At 39.9% G+C, this 16,226-nt stretch carries 13 protein-coding genes; 10 read left to right on the top strand and 3 right to left on the bottom strand.

Going from position 1 to position 16,226, the window contains the following annotated elements:
- Nucleotides 1-287 precede the first annotated feature (287 nt).
- Nucleotides 288-800 (top strand): phosphate-starvation-inducible PsiE family protein, encoded by a 513-nt coding sequence (locus HWQ38_RS06060; protein ID WP_292791117.1) that lies wholly within the window; start codon nt 288-290, stop codon nt 798-800.
- A 73-nt stretch (nt 801-873) separates the two neighbouring features.
- Entirely contained in the window at nt 874-2,610 is a 1,737-nt protein-coding gene (locus HWQ38_RS06065; protein ID WP_292791119.1) for a diflavin flavoprotein, read from the top strand.
- A gap of 614 nt (nt 2,611-3,224) precedes the next feature.
- Here the strand turns inward: HWQ38_RS06065 and HWQ38_RS06070 are convergent.
- Complete coding sequence (locus tag HWQ38_RS06070) at nt 3,225-3,485, bottom strand: hypothetical protein (protein ID WP_292791121.1); 261 nt, start codon at nt 3,483-3,485, stop codon at nt 3,225-3,227.
- Between the two features lie 393 nt (nt 3,486-3,878).
- Here HWQ38_RS06070 and HWQ38_RS06075 point away from each other — a divergent pair, with 393 nt between their 5' ends.
- The 7 genes from HWQ38_RS06075 to HWQ38_RS06105 all read left to right on the top strand — a co-directional run bounded on the left by HWQ38_RS06075 (nt 3,879) and on the right by HWQ38_RS06105 (nt 10,831).
- The gene (locus HWQ38_RS06075) at nt 3,879-4,889 is read left to right on the top strand and encodes an ABC transporter ATP-binding protein (RefSeq protein ID WP_292791123.1); all 1,011 of its coding nucleotides are present in this window, start codon (nt 3,879-3,881) and stop codon (nt 4,887-4,889) included.
- Nucleotides 4,890-5,702: an ABC transporter permease gene (locus HWQ38_RS06080; RefSeq protein ID WP_292791125.1), complete on the top strand. Its 813-nt coding sequence runs from the start codon at nt 4,890-4,892 to the stop codon at nt 5,700-5,702.
- 87 nt (nt 5,703-5,789) lie between these two features.
- Nucleotides 5,790-6,161, top strand: a complete 372-nt coding sequence (locus HWQ38_RS06085) for a four helix bundle protein (protein WP_292791127.1) — start codon at nt 5,790-5,792, stop codon at nt 6,159-6,161.
- Between the two features lie 32 nt (nt 6,162-6,193).
- The gene (locus HWQ38_RS06090; RefSeq protein WP_292791143.1) at nt 6,194-7,909 is read left to right on the top strand and encodes a Gldg family protein; all 1,716 of its coding nucleotides are present in this window, start codon (nt 6,194-6,196) and stop codon (nt 7,907-7,909) included.
- Between the two features lie 207 nt (nt 7,910-8,116).
- Entirely contained in the window at nt 8,117-8,740 is a 624-nt protein-coding gene (locus HWQ38_RS06095; RefSeq protein ID WP_292791129.1) for a DUF4340 domain-containing protein, read from the top strand.
- Between the two features lie 26 nt (nt 8,741-8,766).
- Nucleotides 8,767-9,621 carry a formyltetrahydrofolate deformylase gene (gene purU, locus HWQ38_RS06100; RefSeq protein WP_292791131.1) on the top strand — a complete coding sequence of 285 codons (855 nt, stop codon included), beginning with the start codon at nt 8,767-8,769 and terminating at the stop codon, nt 9,619-9,621.
- Nucleotides 9,622-10,027: 406 nt separating this feature from the next.
- Nucleotides 10,028-10,831 carry a prohibitin family protein gene (locus tag HWQ38_RS06105; protein ID WP_292791133.1) on the top strand — a complete coding sequence of 268 codons (804 nt, stop codon included), beginning with the start codon at nt 10,028-10,030 and terminating at the stop codon, nt 10,829-10,831.
- A gap of 45 nt (nt 10,832-10,876) precedes the next feature.
- Here HWQ38_RS06105 and HWQ38_RS06110 read toward each other — a convergent pair whose 3' ends face one another.
- Complete coding sequence (locus HWQ38_RS06110; protein ID WP_292791135.1) at nt 10,877-11,305, bottom strand: hypothetical protein; 429 nt, start codon at nt 11,303-11,305, stop codon at nt 10,877-10,879.
- 723 nt (nt 11,306-12,028) lie between these two features.
- Here HWQ38_RS06110 and HWQ38_RS06115 point away from each other — a divergent pair.
- Nucleotides 12,029-14,449, top strand: coding sequence for a sucrose synthase (locus HWQ38_RS06115; RefSeq protein WP_292791145.1), 2,421 nt, complete (start codon nt 12,029-12,031; stop codon nt 14,447-14,449).
- A gap of 251 nt (nt 14,450-14,700) precedes the next feature.
- On the opposite strand, the gene HWQ38_RS06120 is transcribed toward HWQ38_RS06115, so the two are convergent.
- On the bottom strand, nt 14,701-15,810 hold the full coding sequence (locus HWQ38_RS06120; RefSeq protein ID WP_292791137.1) for a histidine decarboxylase: 1,110 nt from the start codon (nt 15,808-15,810) through the stop codon (nt 14,701-14,703).
- Between the last annotated feature and the right edge of the window lie 416 nt (nt 15,811-16,226).

Below are 16,226 nucleotides of genomic sequence, written 5' to 3' on the forward strand. Positions count from 1 at the left end.
GGGCATTGAGCATGGGGCATTGGGCATTGGGAAGAGACAATGCAATACGGTTCGGTTAAGGCAAGAGACGCGATAAATCGCCGTCTCTACAAAGGACTGATTATTGTAAAGACGGCGATTTATCACGTCTTTCCGATCTAGGACGTGTCATTAAAAAACCTTATCCGAACCGTATTGAGAGACAAGGAAGAAACTTGTTCAAGAATTCCCCCTCATCTCCCTCATCTCCCTCATCTCCCTAATCTCCCTCATCTCCCCCACCCCTCACCCCTCACTCACAAAAAGCTATGTATAAATCTGCTGAAAATACCGCAATTACCATGTACGAAATTAATCGAGCGCGCGTCGTGCGAACCTTGGAATTTATTCAAGATGTGATTGTGATTTGTTTGTGTATCGGTTTATTTAGCTTCATGGTGCTTCAGGTGAAAGATATGTTTCTCTCCTTACTTCCACCTCTAGATTTTCATGCTGTTACTGCTGATATTCTCTTTTTACTCATTTTAGTTGAGTTATTCCGACTGCTGATTATTTACCTACAGGAACATCGAGTATCTATTGGGGTAGCTGTTGAAGTTTCTATCGTTTCCGCCTTGCGAGAAGTCATTGTTAAAGGTGTTCTAGAAACAAGTTGGAGTCAAGTTTTAGCAACTTGCGCCTTTTTATTAGTGCTAGGAATACTACAGTTCCTCCGAGTTTGGCTACCTCCAACCTTTGAAGGTATTGACCCGGAACAAGAAGTATCTAAACGCTATAGAAACCAAGCCAAGTCTGAATTAATACAAACCAATAGTCATTAAGAGTAGGGAGTAGGATCTTCTGCCATGCTCAATGCCCAATGCCCAATGCCCCATGCCCCATTATTAGGTTATTATGTCTGCAAATACTTTAACTACCAGCCATCCTAGAGATGTACAAGTTGCTGAAATTGGTAAAAATACTCTGATTCTGCGATCGCGGACTTGGGACAGACTAAAATTTGAGGTTGAGTATTCCCGCCAAAAAGGAACTACGGCGAATTCTTATCTGATTCAAGCTGATAAAAACGCTTTAATTGACCCTCCTGGTGAATCCTTTACCGAAATTTACCTTCAGCAACTTGCACAACATCTAAACTTTAACACCTTAGATTACATTGTTCTCGGTCATGTCAACCCCAACCGTAGAGCCACTTTGCAAGTATTGCTTTCTCAAGTTCCTCAAGTTACTCTAATTTGTTCTCGCCCCGCCGCCAATGCTCTAAAAACCGCCTTTCCCGAATGGGAATCACGTATTCAAGCGGTGCGATCGGGAGATACTCTAGATTTAGGACAAGAACATCATCTATCATTTATCACCGTACCAACTCCTCGCTGGGCGGATGGACTTTGTACCTACGATACTGCCACAAAAATTCTCTACACAGACAAACTTTTTGGCGCTCATATTTGCGAAGATACCTTGTTTGATGAAGATTGGAAGGGATTAGATGCAGAACGTCGTTATTATTTTGAATGTCTCCATGCGCCCCAAGCCAAACAAGTTGAAGTAGCCTTAGATAAAATATCGGTTTTGGGAAGCAGATGTTACGCCCCAGCACACGGTCCGGTTGTTCGTTACAGCCTTAGTCGTTTTACTTATGATTATCGTCAATGGTGCCAAGGGCAAAAATCTCAAGAATTGCGTGTTGCTTTGCTCTATGCTTCTGCTTATGGTAATACAGCAACTTTGGCGAATGCGATCGCTCAAGGTTTGATTCAAAATGGAATTAATGTCGAATCGATTAACTGTGAACTAGCAGATTCGGCAGAAATTACCCGCATTGTAGAAACCTGTGATGGCTTGATTATCGGTTCACCCACTTTAGGCGGACATGCACCAACTCAAATTCAAACTGCTTTAGGAATAGTCCTCTCCGCCACGGCTAAAACTAAGTTAGCAGGGGTGTTTGGTTCTTACGGTTGGAGTGGAGAGGCAATTGATTTACTTGAAAGCAAGCTTAAAGATGCTAATTATCAACTAGCGTTTGAAACAATTCGGGTGCGTTTTAGTCCTACTCCTGAGATTCTCCAGCAGTGTCAACAAGCAGGTGCTTCTTTTGCTCAAAACTTAAAGAAAACCAAAAAACTGCGTACTTCCCGTCAGATTGTGACAGAAACCCATGTAGATCGTACTGAACAAGCTGTGGGGCGGATCATTGGTTCTTTATCTGTTGTGACAACTCGTGATCAAGAAACTCACAAAGGCGTTTTAACTTCTTGGATATCTCAGGCAACTTTTAACCCGCCAGGGATTATGATTGCGATCGCTCACGAGCAGAATGCAGATTTAATGCATCATCCTGGTGATAATTTTGTGCTGAATATCCTCAAAGAAGGAAGAAATGTGCGACGCTATTTTTCTCGTCATAGTACTTTAGGAGATAATCCCTTTGCAAATCTTGCCACAAAAACTGCTCTTAATGGTTGTTTGATTCTGAATGAGGCATTAGCCTATTTAGAATGTACGGTGCAAAATCAGCTTGAATGTGGTGATAGATGGTTAATTTATGCCGTCATTAATCACGGTGAAGTGTTGGAAAATGATGGTATCACTGCTTTAGAGCATCGTAAATCTGGCAGCTATTATTAACAGTTACCAGTAAAGGGTAGTGGGGGCTGGAGAGACTTGTTGAATCCAGTTCTCAACTAATTCAATTATGAATTACTGTTTTCTTAGCATTAGCGAGTCTTGCCTACAGCACGTTGCGCGTAGCAAGCTTTAAGCTGATTAATTTTGAAAACATCCTTTCTTAATTTTACTAAAAATAAAAGGTCGCCCTAAATACTCCAGCTAAATCAGCATTTTTTAAATCTGCACCACCTAAATCACACTTGGGACATTTTTTAGTTGTTAGCAACTGCTTTATGTGATTGGGATTTGAAGTTATTTTAGCCTCACAATCTGTACAACCAGAAAGAAAAGTCATTAATATAACTGATGCAATTAGTACTTTTAATTTTATATATATACTCAATAATTAGTTGTAGTTATTTTTAGGAAAGAATTAAGATATATAGCAATCTTACACTGACAGACTCAGATCCCCGACTTCTTGAAGAAGTCGGGGATCTTTTTGTTCGTAACTCTTTGAAACTCACATTCCAAGCTCTGAAGCTCAAGTTCCGAGTTTTGAGGGCGATCGCAAGCATTTGGTTAAGGCAAATAGCCCTTAGACTATTGAGTTACCAAGCTGATAAAAATGTTTAGCTCTTTGCTTGAATTGCCAAATCTTCTACTTGCCTAATTTCATTCCAGTCAATGACAGCAACCCACATAGTTTCCTTATGAGAATACTTCACTACTCCATCTACCTCCAAATCTTCGCTGTAAAAAGTGAGTAACTGACGGTCTTGCAACTCAATACTTTGACTAGCCAAGTCCTCAATAGTACCGATGCAATTCAGACGTAAGCGACCTTCGACATCAGCATTATGAAAATCTGCAAAGACTCTGAGTCTGCTCATGTGTTTCTTGCGATTATGAATTTTGCCTTGCTGGGTTAGCTATTGTGGGCGTAATATCATGTCTGGCCAATTAAGCATAATATCCAGAACCCCAAAGAGCCAAAGCTGCGCTTTATACCATTTCACTTTAATAATGATACAAATACGTGGGTAAGGGTTTAGCAATGCTAAACCCCTACTAAAAATCTATGTGTATCAGGATTTTCGTGAATTGGTATTAGCTCCCCTCCCCGCAGGCTCTTAGGGGTTGGGGGTGGGGTTCTTTTAACCGCTATACCAAAAATAAACAAAAAATCTAGGTTCTTGGCTTTAGGTTCTGGCCTCATGTTCCATACCCAATATCGTGATCTAAGATTATTGGGTATTCTATAAAGTGCGATCGCCACTATACCGATGATTGAAGTTGAACATCTGAGTAAAATATACGGTTCTACCTCAGCGATTACTGATGTCACTTTTAGCGTCGAGCCTGGGGAAATTTTAGGGTTGTTGGGACCCAATGGCGCTGGTAAAACCACAACCATGCGGATTCTGGCTGGTTATTTACCGGCAACAAATGGTAATGCTCGAATTGCTGGTTATGATGTCCATGAAAATTCCCTGGCTGTGCGCCAACGAATTGGTTATTTACCCGAAACACCGCCCTTATATCCAGAGATGACGGTGGAGGGATTTTTGCATTTTGTCGCCCGAATTAAGGGAGTTTCAGCAGGCGATCGCACCAACAAGGTCACAGCTGCGATCGAACGCTGCAACTTAGAAGATAAGCGACGGGTGATTATTCGCAAACTCTCTAAAGGATATCGCCAAAGGGTAGGAATTGCTCAAGCGATCGTCCACGATCCCCCAGCGATCATTTTGGATGAACCCACCGTTGGACTCGATCCTCGACAAATAATTGAGGTGCGGAATTTAATTAAAAGCCTTGCTGGGACTCACACAATTATTCTTTCCACGCACATTCTGCCAGAAGTGAGCATGACTTGTAGCCGCGTCGCCATCATCAATCGCGGCAAAGTTGTGGCAACTAATACACCAGAAAACCTGATGACCCAGTTGACAGGCGGTTCAGGGTATGAATTGGAAATAGAAGGAGAAGCAGCCCTAGCGAAACAGGTATTGCAAAAAGTCGCGGGTGTGAGTTTGATAGAATCAATGCCGACAACCGGAATGCATGGTCATCAACCCCAGGAAAACCGCGCTTATCTGCGGGTGATATCGCAACCGGGAAAAGAGCCAGGACGCGATATTGTTACAACATTAGTGCGTGCCGGATTCGGTTTACATGAACTGCGGCGTGTTAACGCCACCTTAGAAGATGTATTCTTGCAACTGACCACAGAAGAAAAGAATTTCGAGACCGAGGTAGACTTAGCAGCAGACAACGAAGGAGAAGCAGCGTAAATGGGTATAGTGCTGAGTAATATTATTGCCATTTATCGCCGAGAGTTACAGAGTTATTTTGTATCACCTTTGGCTTATGCGATCGCAGGCATATTTTGGTTCATCGCCGGGTTATTCTTGGTGATGATTTTGCTAGGACCAGATGGCATTTTACCAGGAGTTGCGGCAATAGATTTACAAGGGCAACAACAGGGAGTGCCAGTACCCCCGATAGATGTCCCTTACGAATTTATCCGGGCATTTTTGGATCGTATGGGGTGGCTATTGTTGTTTATCCTGCCAATTCTCTCAATGGGACTCTATGCCGAAGAACGTAAGCGCGGCACTTTAGAACTGTTAGCCACGTCACCAATCACCAATTGGGCGGTAGCTTTAGGTAAATTGTTAGGGGTGATCACATTTTTTACCACAATGATTGTCCCCATGCTAGTGTTGGAAGCGATCGCAATCAGTGGATCAAATCCACCAATGGCCTTCTCAATTCCCTTGCTGGGTCATTTGGGATTAATCTTGCTAGCAGCAGCAATTTTATCTGTAGGAATGTTTATTTCCTCATTAACAGACAGCACAATTCTGTCTGCCGTTCTCACCTTTGCAGTAATCTTATTATTGTTATTGATTGATTTAATCGGCAAAATTGTCCCTGGTCCCGTGGGCGAAGCTTTAGGTTATCTCTCATTGCTGAAACATTACAACACCTTAATCCAAGGTATTTTTGATACCAGCGCCTTGATTTTATTTGCCAGTTACATTTTTTTAGGAATCTTTCTCACATCTCAATCGATTGATGCACTGCGCTTTCAAAGACAATAGTTATTTGTCATTTGTCAAAAAATAGTGACAAGTAAAAATATATGCACGAAAATTGAGTGACTAAAAATCAGCAAGACAACTGAATAAATGGCAACAAAGCGTTTCCAAGAATTACAGGTTTATCAATTATCAGAAAAATTAGCAGATAAGATTTGGAAAATTGTTGAAGGATGGATTTTTTTTGCAAAAGATACGATTGGTAAACCGATTGTACGTTCAGCCGATAGTATCGGTGCGAATATAGCGGAAGGTCTAGGAAGAGGTAGTTTTCAAGACAATAGACGTTTCATAAAAATAGCGAGAGGCTCTTTGAATGAAACTCAACATTGGTTAAGACGGGCTCACACTCGCAACCTTTTAACTACCGAGCAGATAAATACAATCAAAACAATCATTAACGAACTAGCGCCAAAATTAAACTCTTACCTAAACTCAATTGGCAATGTCCCAGATGACTAATGACTAATGACTAATGACCAATGAAAAATTATATGAAGATAGTTGCAAAAAAGAAACTGTGGAAATATCTATTTTGGTTTGGCCCGTTCCTAATTACTGTTGGCTTAACAGTTGGGTTAGTTTCTGAACAATGGGGATTAATTCCATTAGCATTCATAATTACCGGAATTGTGATCAGTGGGTTGTGGATAATATGGCAAAGCTACCAAACTAACTGGTGGAAGCGTCGTTCTACCCAAGCTGGGACTAATGCCCTAGTAGCAACTCTGGCAGTATTGGCAATTTTGGGATTGATTAACTTTTTAGGGACTCGCTATCACTTGCGGGCAGACTTAACAGAAACTCAATTGTTTACCCTTGCGCCCCAGTCACGGGAATTAGTGAGTGTCTTACCACAGCCAGTTAAAGTGTGGGTGTTTGATATTAACCAGAATCCCCAAGACCGAGAACTGTTAGAAAATTATCAACGGCAAAGCTCAAAATTTAAATATGAGTACATCGACCCCCAAGCTAGACCAGGACTTGCAGAAAAGTTTGGCGTCAAAGATTATGGGGAAGTTTACCTAGAATCTGGCGATAAACGGCAATTAGTGCAAACAGTAAATGAAAATCAACGCCTGTCGGAAATCAGATTAACTAGTCGCCTGCAACAACTAACAAATTCAACCACAGCCAAAGTTTACTTACTCCAAGGTCATGGCGAACGCCAACTTTCGGCTGGTAAAGATGCAATATCACAAGCAGTTCAGGGATTAGGTGACAAAAGTTTTATAACAGCACCCCTGAATCTAGCAGAAACTTCCAAAGTTCCTCAAGATGCGGCAGTCGTAATAGTAGCTGGCCCCAAGCGAGGGCTGTTTGAGGGTGAAGTCAAAGCCTTGCAAGAATATCTGAATCGGGGCGGTAACTTACTGCTGATGATTGATCCGAATACCGATCCCAAACTTGACAGCTTGCTACAAGAGTGGGGTGTTCGTCTGGATAATCGTTTAGCAGTCGATGTTTCTGGGGAAAGCGTCGTCGGACTTGGCCCTGCTGCGCCCTTAGTGACAGAATACGGACAACATCCGATTACCAAAGATTTCGGTAACGGTAATTCTTTTTATCCGATTGCGCGATCGCTGCAAATTACTTCTGTACCTGGTGTCGAAGCTACTCCATTGCTGCGAACCAAACCCTATCCCAACAGTTGGGCAGAAAGCGACCTTAAAAGCGAAAAATTGGAGTTTAATGCAGATAAAGACCTCAAAGGGCCTCTGACCTTGGGCGTAGCTTTAACCAGAAAACAAGCAGCTAAATCTACTTCCACTCCCCAAGCTTCACCCACACCTTCACCTCTACCATCACCAACCACCCAAAGCAAGGCTTCCCCCACTCCTTCCCCCTCCCCCAAAACTCCGCAAGCTTCACCCCTACCATCACCAACCATCCAAGGCAAAACTACTCCCACTCCCTCATCTTCCTCATCTCAAACAGCCACCGAATCCCGGTTAGTAGTTTTCGGAAATTCTAGCTTCGCCACCGATGGCTTGTTTCAACAGCAACTAAATGGAGATGTATTTCTCAACTCAGTTACTTGGCTGAGTCAACAGGAGAAGCAACCCCTTTCCATTCGCCCCAAAGAACCGAAAAACCGTCGAATTACCTTGACGACTACCCAAGCGAATCTTTTAATATTGTCGTCTTTGTTGGTTTTACCCTTAATTGGGTTTTCGGCGGCAGTTATTATCTGGTGGAAACGACGGTAAGAAGTGAGTTAGGAGTAGAGATGCGATTAATCGCGTCTGTACAGGAGTTAGGAGTTATATAGCGGTTCCCGACCTCGTGAGGTACATCATAGCCCCCTCCTCGCTTGCTCTTAGGGGGTTGGGGGTAGGGTTCTTGTACCTCACAAAGGCCGAGAACCGCTATAAATATTAACTTTTCACCAATGCCCAATGCCCAATAATTAAAAAATGAAATTGCCACGAACGACTTTAATTTTGATACTGCTAGCGCTAGGTTTAGGTGGTTTTGTTTACTTCTATGAAATTCGAGGTACAACTGTGCGAGAAGAAATCAAGGAGCAAAAACAGAAAATTTTCTCTTTTGCAGCAGATGATGTGCAGTCTTTAACAGTCAAGACAAAAAAAATCACCCTGAATCTGGAACGTAGCCCTAAATCTAGTAACCCCAAGTGGTTAATCAAATCTCCGATATCAGCCCCAGCAAATGATGCTATTGTTTCTTATTTGATGGATTTATTGGTCAAAGGTAAGAGCGATCGCACTTTATCAACTCCAGCAAAAGAGCTTGGAGAATTTGCCTTAAATCCACCCCAAGCAACTATCAATATAATCCTGAAAAACCGCCAAAGCCATCAGTTGCTTTTGGGAAAATCTAACTTTAATGGTCGTTTTTTATATGCTCAAACTGAGCCTGCTGCTAAACCCGATGGCAATATAAATGTGCTGTTGGTATCTACAGATTTTGCAAATGCCGTGAATCGGGAACTATCAGAGTGGAAGCAACCTGTAGATAATAGTCAGAAACTACCTGGACTCAGCACGCCTTTACCAACTCCGAAAAATAGCAAATAATTAATTAAAAATCTGGTGAGATTATTATGACAAATCCGACAGCAACATTGCTGATTTCCTGCCCCGATCAACGGGGATTGGTGGCAAAATTTGCCAATTTCATCTATTCTAATGGTGGTAATATTATCCATGCAGATCAGCATACAGACTTTGCTGCTGGGTTATTTCTCACGCGCATTGAATGGCAATTAGATGGGTTCAATTTAGCGCGAGAATTTATTGCCCCTGCATTTAATGCCATCGCACAACCTTTAGGCGCTAAGTGGGAAATACGTTTTTCTGATACAGTACCACGCATCGCTATTTGGGTAAGTCGGCAAGATCATTGTCTATTTGACTTGATTTGGCGACAACGCGCTAAAGAGTTTGTTGGGGAGATTCCTTTAATTATTAGTAACCATTCTAATTTAAAGGTAGTCGCAGAGCAATTTAATATCGACTTCCAGCACATTCCCATCAGTAAAGACAATAAATCAGAACAAGAAGCCCAACAATTAGAATTACTACGCCAGTACAAAATAGATTTAGTTGTCTTAGCGAAATATATGCAGATTGTTAGTGCAAACTTTATAACTCAATTTCCGCAAATTATCAATATTCATCATTCATTTTTACCAGCTTTTATCGGAGCTAATCCTTATCACCGAGCTTTTGAACGTGGGGTAAAAATTATTGGTGCAACTGCTCATTATGCCACTGCTGATTTAGATGCAGGCCCAATTATTGAACAAGATGTGGTGCGAGTTAGCCACCGTGATGAAGTTGATGATTTGGTGAGAAAAGGCAAAGATTTGGAGAGAGTTGTATTAGCAAGAGCGGTGCGATCGCACTTGCAAAATCGTGTATTAGTCTATGGAAATAGGACAGTAGTATTTGAGTGATTTTATATCCGAACGAATCTTTGGACTGAAAATGGCCTGATAATATTATTCTAGTTTTCTAGCCTGCCAATAGCCCAGAGCTTAATCCCATTGAACGTTTATGGGAACACATTAAGTACAAATTGTCTTGGGAATATTGCACCAATTTAGATCAATTAAGTGGTATAAGTATTATCTCGTAGTTGGTTTCAAAAATCAAATCTGATTCTTATATGACTAATAAGTATTTGAGTATGCACTATAAAATTTAATTCCAATTCCAAGTAATTTTAAGCATTTACACTTAAAAAATCTGACATACCCACATAAATTTTTTATAAATTTGACTATCTCTATCGATTTAATGTAGTATTATTAATACTCATTAATAAATTGCCAAAATGGTATAGCCATTGTCTTGGTAAATATGAAACAAATTAAATTCACAAATAATGCTGGTAAAATCACAGCACTTTTATTTTTAATCACAATTTTGCTGACACCTTTTGTGGTTGTAAATGCTGGAGAACGTGGGGTGTTAATGCAGTTTGGCGAGGTACAAAAAACAGTATTAGGCGAAGGAATACATATCATAATTCCCATTGTCAATACAGTCAAAAGAATCAGTGTGAGAGTTCAAAAACAAGAAGTCTCTGCTGAAGCTTCTTCTAAATATTTACAAGATGTATTTACAGATGTAGTATTAAACTGGCACGTTATTCCTGAAGAAACCAATATAATTTTTCAAGAAATTGGTGATGAAAAAGATATAGTTGAAAAAATTATTAATCCGGCGGTAGAGGAAGTTTTGAAAGCAGTTATAGCAACGTATACGACAGAAGAAATAGTTACTAAACGAGCAGAAGTAAAATCTGGAGTTGATGATACATTAACAGCGATATTGCATGACTACCATATTGCAGTTGATGATATTTCACTGGTTCATGTCAACTTTTCAGATAAGTTCAGTGAAGCAGTTGAAGCAAAACAAATCGCAGAACAAGATGCCAAACGAGCAGATTTTATCGTGCTGAAAGCAGCAAAAGAAGCCGAAGCTAAGGTTAATTTAGCTAAAGGAGAAGCAGAAATAAACAGATTACTACATGATAGTTTGACTAATGAAATTTTGACAAGGCAGGCAATAGAAAAATGGGATGGTAAATTACCTTTAATTGTGACAAAGGATACACCGGATTTTTTAAATACAAGTGAGATTTTAAAATTGAAGTAATTTGCCTATAATCCAATAACCCAGTACTGGAGACTGTTTTTTTTGTTAATTACCAGAAAAGAAACTAGGAGTATCGATAATGTTAAACTGGATTAATATCAGAATCAAAAAGGTATAAGCGGTTGAAGAGACTAAGCCTGTCAATAGTTCTTTTTTTAAGTTGTTTTCTTGGTTTTGTTTTTGGAATATATCGATTGCACCTGCTTGCATCAACAGAATACCAATAATGTTAGATAGCCAGTAACCAATGATCACGCAAGGCATAAGTAATTTAGGAGCAAAAAGACTACAAATATAACCGAAAAAATAAGCAATTGGTAAATTGAACACTAGATCATTCCACCAGCATAATGGTGACAATAAATATCCAATCACTAAGAAAAATCCACCTCTAAGCTTCTGCAATAATGTTTTAGGTAAATTTTCTGGAGTTTGCAATAACAACTGTTGACCACTCTTTTTGATCTCGTTCATATTTGTACATTAATTTTATCAACTAACCGTACTTTAGAACAAAAACTCCAAAAAGTCCAGGGCTAAATAGAAGTTAGAATTCCCCAAGTTAAGCAATTATACGTAAATATTTTGTATCGATAAATTTTATGCACATAAAGAACTGTTTCGTAGTGTAAAAGGTAATATAGGACTAGTATTTGATTTTTGAAATGCACCTAGTGAACCCTCTAGGCTAAAATAGTGGATTAGACGTAGGTTGGGGAGCCACTGCGTTGCGCGGGTTAAGAGCGTTGTAGCAAGTGGCGTTGGAGCGGAGCGCAACCCAACTGATTATCAGGATGTTGGGTTACGCAAAGCCTCCACCCAACCTACTTTTTGCAACTGTCTCGTAGTGTAAAAGGTAGTAGTAATAGAGTCAAAGCGAAAATCCAGCTGGCTCGTACAGAGGTTATGCCCGGATTATTATTTATGCAGTTAATTTATGCAGTTATTTCCTAACATCTATCAAAATAAATAAAATTTGTATTCCTTTAGTTAGATCCAAAAATACTGAGTCATCGATACTTTAAATAAAGTAGAACATGATTTAAGTGCCATCTGAAAAGTTGATACTTGTAGTACACAGATAAATATGTTTATCTGTGTTATTTCGTGTTTATATGTGGTCTAACAAAAGGTGGAGGCTTATTTGTCTCGCCTTGAAAGTTAATAATGCAAACATCGTCATCTAGTGGAGTTGCCATGTCTGAATTGCTTCAAGCAGTCTTAGATAGTGAAGAAAAAAGTGATTTGCGTTCCTTTCTTAGTGAATTACGCCAACAAGAAAAGAAGTACTTACTGCGGAACGACATACTTAATGTATATAGTGAGTATTGCTCAAAGTCTCAGAAACCTGAGGAATTTTACACTACCTCTGAGTTAGGCAAACTTATTTACTATACTCAGGAAATTATTCAAGAGGAGTCAAACTTTTGTTTGATCATCCGTTCTAAGATTGCCAGCCAAGAAGTTTATTGGTTGACATCAGACTTGAGCATTGAGCCGATGACGGTGCAGGATTTGCTGGATTTGCGCGATCGCTTGGTGAACAAATTTCATCCTAACGAGGGCGGCCTGCTAGAATTGGACTTCGGCCCCTTTTATGACTACACCCCAGTCATCCGTGACTCCAAAAATATTGGTAAGGGGGTGCAATTTCTCAACCGCTATCTTTCCAGCCAACTATTTCAAGATTCCAAACAATTGCTGGACAGCTTATTTAATTTCTTGCGCCTGCACCACTACAACGGTGTTCAACTGCTGATCAACGATCGCATTCAATCACAGCAGCAACTTTCCGAGCAAGTTAAGAAAGCTATCAGTTTTGTTAATAATCGCCCCGATGATCAACCCTACGAACAATTGCGGTTCCAATTGCAGTCAATGGGTTTTGAACCGGGTTGGGGTAACACCGCAGGGCGAGTGCGAGAAAGCTTAAATATTCTCGATGAATTGATTGATTCTGCCGATGCCCAGACCTTAGAAGCCTTGATTTCTCGCATCCCGATGATTTTTAAAATCGTCTTGGTGTCAGCTCATGGTTGGTTTGGGCAAGAGGGAGTGTTGGGGCGTCCCGATACTGGTGGTCAGGTAGTTTACGTCCTTGATCAGGCAAAAAGCCTAGAGAAGCAGCTGCAAGAAGATGTCCTGCTAGCTGGTTTAGAGGGATTGAATGTCGAGCCAAAGGTGATTATTCTCACCCGTTTGATTCCCAACAGTGATGGCACTCTTTGTAATCAACGGCTAGAAAAAGTCCACGGTACGGAAAATGCTTGGATTTTGCGAGTACCTTTGCGGGAATTTAATCCCAAGATGACTCAAAACTGGATTTCCCGGTTTGAGTTTTGGCCTTATCTAGAAACTTTCGCCATTGATTCAGAAAGAGAACTACGGGCAGAATTTCACGGCACACCTGACTTAATAGTTGGTAACTATTCTGACGGGAACTTAGTGGCGTTTTTGTTGGCGCGACGGCTGAAAGTTACTCAATGCAATGTTGCCCATGCTTTGGAAAAATCTAAATACTTGTTCAGTAACCTCTACTGGCAAGATTTGGAAGATAAATATCATTTTTCTTTGCAATTCACAGCTGATTTAATTGCGATGAATGCCGCCAATTTTATTGTCAGCAGCACCTACCAAGAAATTGTTGGGACACCGGATAGTGTGGGACAGTACGAGTCTTACAAATGCTTCACCATGCCGGAGTTGTATCATGTAACGAATGGGATTGAATTATTTAGCCCCAAATTTAATGTTGTACCGCCGGGAGTCAACGAAAATTACTATTTCCCTTACTCGCAAACTCAAGACCGAGTAGAGAGCGATCGCCAACGCCTTGCAGAAACACTCTTTACTCTGGAAGATCCCGCGCAAATCTTTGGCAAACTCGACGATCCTAACAAGCGTCCTCTCTTCTCAATGGCGCGTCTCGACCACATTAAAAACCTCACAGGTTTAGCTGAATGCTTTGGTCAAAGTCAAGAATTGCAAGAGCATTGCAACTTAATTTTGGTGGCGGGTAAATTACGTGTCGAAGAATCAGGCGACAACGAAGAACGTGACGAAATTATCAAACTCTACCAAATCATTGAGCAGTACAATCTCCACGGGAAGATTCGTTGGCTGGGTGTGCGCCTGTCTAAAACTGATTCTGGTGAAATTTACCGAGTAATTGCCGATCATCAGGGAATTTTTGTGCAACCAGCTTTATTTGAAGCTTTTGGTTTGACAATTTTAGAGGCAATGGTTTCAGGATTACCGACTTTTGCCACACAATTTGGTGGACCACTGGAGATTATTCAAGATAAAGTTAATGGCTTTTTGATTAACCCAACAAATTTAGATGAGACAGCCGCAAAAATTGTCGATTTTATCATAAAATGCGAACAAAATCCTAACTATTGGAATGAAATTTCCCAGCAAGGAATTGAGCGAGTTTACAGCTTCTATACTTGGAAAATTCACACTACTAAGCTGTTGTCATTAGCACGGATTTATGGCTTCTGGAACTTTACCTCAAAGGAGAACCGGGAAGATTTGTTGCGTTATCTTGAGGCTTTGTTCTATTTAATTTACAAGCCAAGAGCGCAACAGCTATTAGAGCAGCATAAGTACCGATAATAAGTTAGAAGAGATCAGGTGTTCTATATTTAACTAAATACGCTTGAGTTAAGGATTTTTGGTATGTAGAGACGTTGCATTGCAACATCTCTACAAAAGATTTTGGGCTTAACTCAAACGTATTGATATTACACCTCTTGCAAAATTATTTTATGGGATGATATGAAATTTTCAGCTTAAATCAATATACCCATGCGATACAAGCAAACAAAAAAGTTATCAAATCGAGAGTTGCACTTTTCAAACACTCTCTATGTATTCATCACACCTAGCTCTTGCAAAAGCTGTTCTAATATTGCTTGATTATGATTCTGCATAACTACAATATGAGCAATTTTACCATAACAAGCTAGTTGCCATCGTTTCTCAATGAACTTCTCTGGACGCTCAAATACAACCGTAGTCGAGAAAGGATTAAGCAGTGTAAACTTTCTGGATTCAGCAATTTTATTCCAGAAATATTCTGCTAACCTCCGACAGTTTAGTACTTCCTCTTTAAAGAGATGTTTTCGCTGTTGAATAGCATCCCAGAGAATGACTGGTGTTAATCCATTCCTACTACCTGTAATTGTTGTATCCGTTGAGCCAAGATATTCAATATCAAAGGATTGCACTTTTTCTTTCCGTGCTAGCACTACTCCACAAGGAACTGGAGAACCGATAAATTTATGACCACTAACTGCTATGGAACCAATTGGATATCGAGAGAAATCTAGAGGTGTAGCTTCTTCCATATAAGGAATTAGCATTCCTCCTAAAGCTCCATCTACATGAATATGAAACTGAGTTATATTTAGTTCAGAAAGTATTGCTACTACTTTACTAATATCGTCCACTGCACCTGTAATTGTAGTTCCTACATTTACATTAATAATTGCAGGTTTGTCCCTATTTTTATCGAGAGCTTCATGCAACGAGGAATAATCGATTTCCCCATGAATCTGACTTTTTATCTCTACAAATGGTATGCGAAACATCCTTGCAGCTTTTACTACTGAATAGTGACAATCAGCTGAACCATAAAGAATTCCATCTGGATATAACTCACGCCCCATCAAAATACCGTAAAGGTTTCCTTCAGTGCCACAGGATGTTACATATCCCCAAGCATCATCTTTTTCGAGATGATAAATATCTGCAAAAAAACTAATTATTTCTCGCTCAAAATCTTTGGTATTTATTCCATAATTACCTTCTACGTAAGCATCACCTAAATTATTAAGTGTGTATTTTAAAAGCGGTAATATCTGGTGAGAATCAAATGCTAGATTATAAGGATAACCAACATGAAGCTTTGAGCGACTTTCAAGACGCTCTAACAGACCATCAATCGAGAGAACAGACAAGTTTACAGTGGACATAATCTTAATTACATTAAACTCAGAAAGATCAAATTTTAATCTCGCAAAACCACACCATATTTTTAGTGTTTTTTTACAAGTAGACAAGGGAGCAGACTTCTAGATACTTGTAAGGAATTATGCGTTTTTACTAATAGTCAATCAGACAGTTTCATTGCTTTATTTTGGTAAAAGCTATATCTATCTTTTTGGTTAAGGTATTGAGAATAGCAAGCAATTTTGATCTGAATAAAGGCTCTCTTGCCCACACTTTTTCCTGTTATCTATGTGTTATACCTTACAAAGTACTTACATACCAGGAAAATTGCTAAAACTCAGAAATGTTGAATCCTAATACAAAACTTTACATATTTAATTACACTAACTCTAAAAAGCCTAAAATAGTCAACATGACATCATCTCCTCAAACCAATGAA

The organism is Nostoc sp. NMS7 (assembly GCF_017115085.1).
In the GTDB taxonomy this organism is placed as follows: domain Bacteria; phylum Cyanobacteriota; class Cyanobacteriia; order Cyanobacteriales; family Nostocaceae; genus Nostoc.

Bases quoted from the DNA above. Each gene is read 5' to 3' on its own strand.
- HWQ38_RS06060 (WP_292791117.1), top strand. From the start codon at position 288: ATGTATAAATCTGCTGAAAATACCGCAATTACCATGTACGAAATTAAT.
- HWQ38_RS06065 (WP_292791119.1), top strand. From the start codon at position 874: ATGTCTGCAAATACTTTAACTACCAGCCATCCTAGAGATGTACAAGTT.
- HWQ38_RS06070 (WP_292791121.1), bottom strand. From the start codon at position 3,485: ATGAGCAGACTCAGAGTCTTTGCAGATTTTCATAATGCTGATGTCGAA.
- HWQ38_RS06075 (WP_292791123.1), top strand. From the start codon at position 3,879: ATGATTGAAGTTGAACATCTGAGTAAAATATACGGTTCTACCTCAGCG.
- HWQ38_RS06080 (WP_292791125.1), top strand. From the start codon at position 4,890: ATGGGTATAGTGCTGAGTAATATTATTGCCATTTATCGCCGAGAGTTA.
- HWQ38_RS06085 (WP_292791127.1), top strand. From the start codon at position 5,790: ATGGCAACAAAGCGTTTCCAAGAATTACAGGTTTATCAATTATCAGAA.
- HWQ38_RS06090 (WP_292791143.1), top strand. From the start codon at position 6,194: ATGAAGATAGTTGCAAAAAAGAAACTGTGGAAATATCTATTTTGGTTT.
- HWQ38_RS06095 (WP_292791129.1), top strand. From the start codon at position 8,117: ATGAAATTGCCACGAACGACTTTAATTTTGATACTGCTAGCGCTAGGT.
- purU (WP_292791131.1), top strand. From the start codon at position 8,767: ATGACAAATCCGACAGCAACATTGCTGATTTCCTGCCCCGATCAACGG.
- HWQ38_RS06105 (WP_292791133.1), top strand. From the start codon at position 10,028: ATGAAACAAATTAAATTCACAAATAATGCTGGTAAAATCACAGCACTT.
- HWQ38_RS06110 (WP_292791135.1), bottom strand. From the start codon at position 11,305: ATGAACGAGATCAAAAAGAGTGGTCAACAGTTGTTATTGCAAACTCCA.
- HWQ38_RS06115 (WP_292791145.1), top strand. From the start codon at position 12,029: ATGTCTGAATTGCTTCAAGCAGTCTTAGATAGTGAAGAAAAAAGTGAT.
- HWQ38_RS06120 (WP_292791137.1), bottom strand. From the start codon at position 15,810: ATGTCCACTGTAAACTTGTCTGTTCTCTCGATTGATGGTCTGTTAGAG.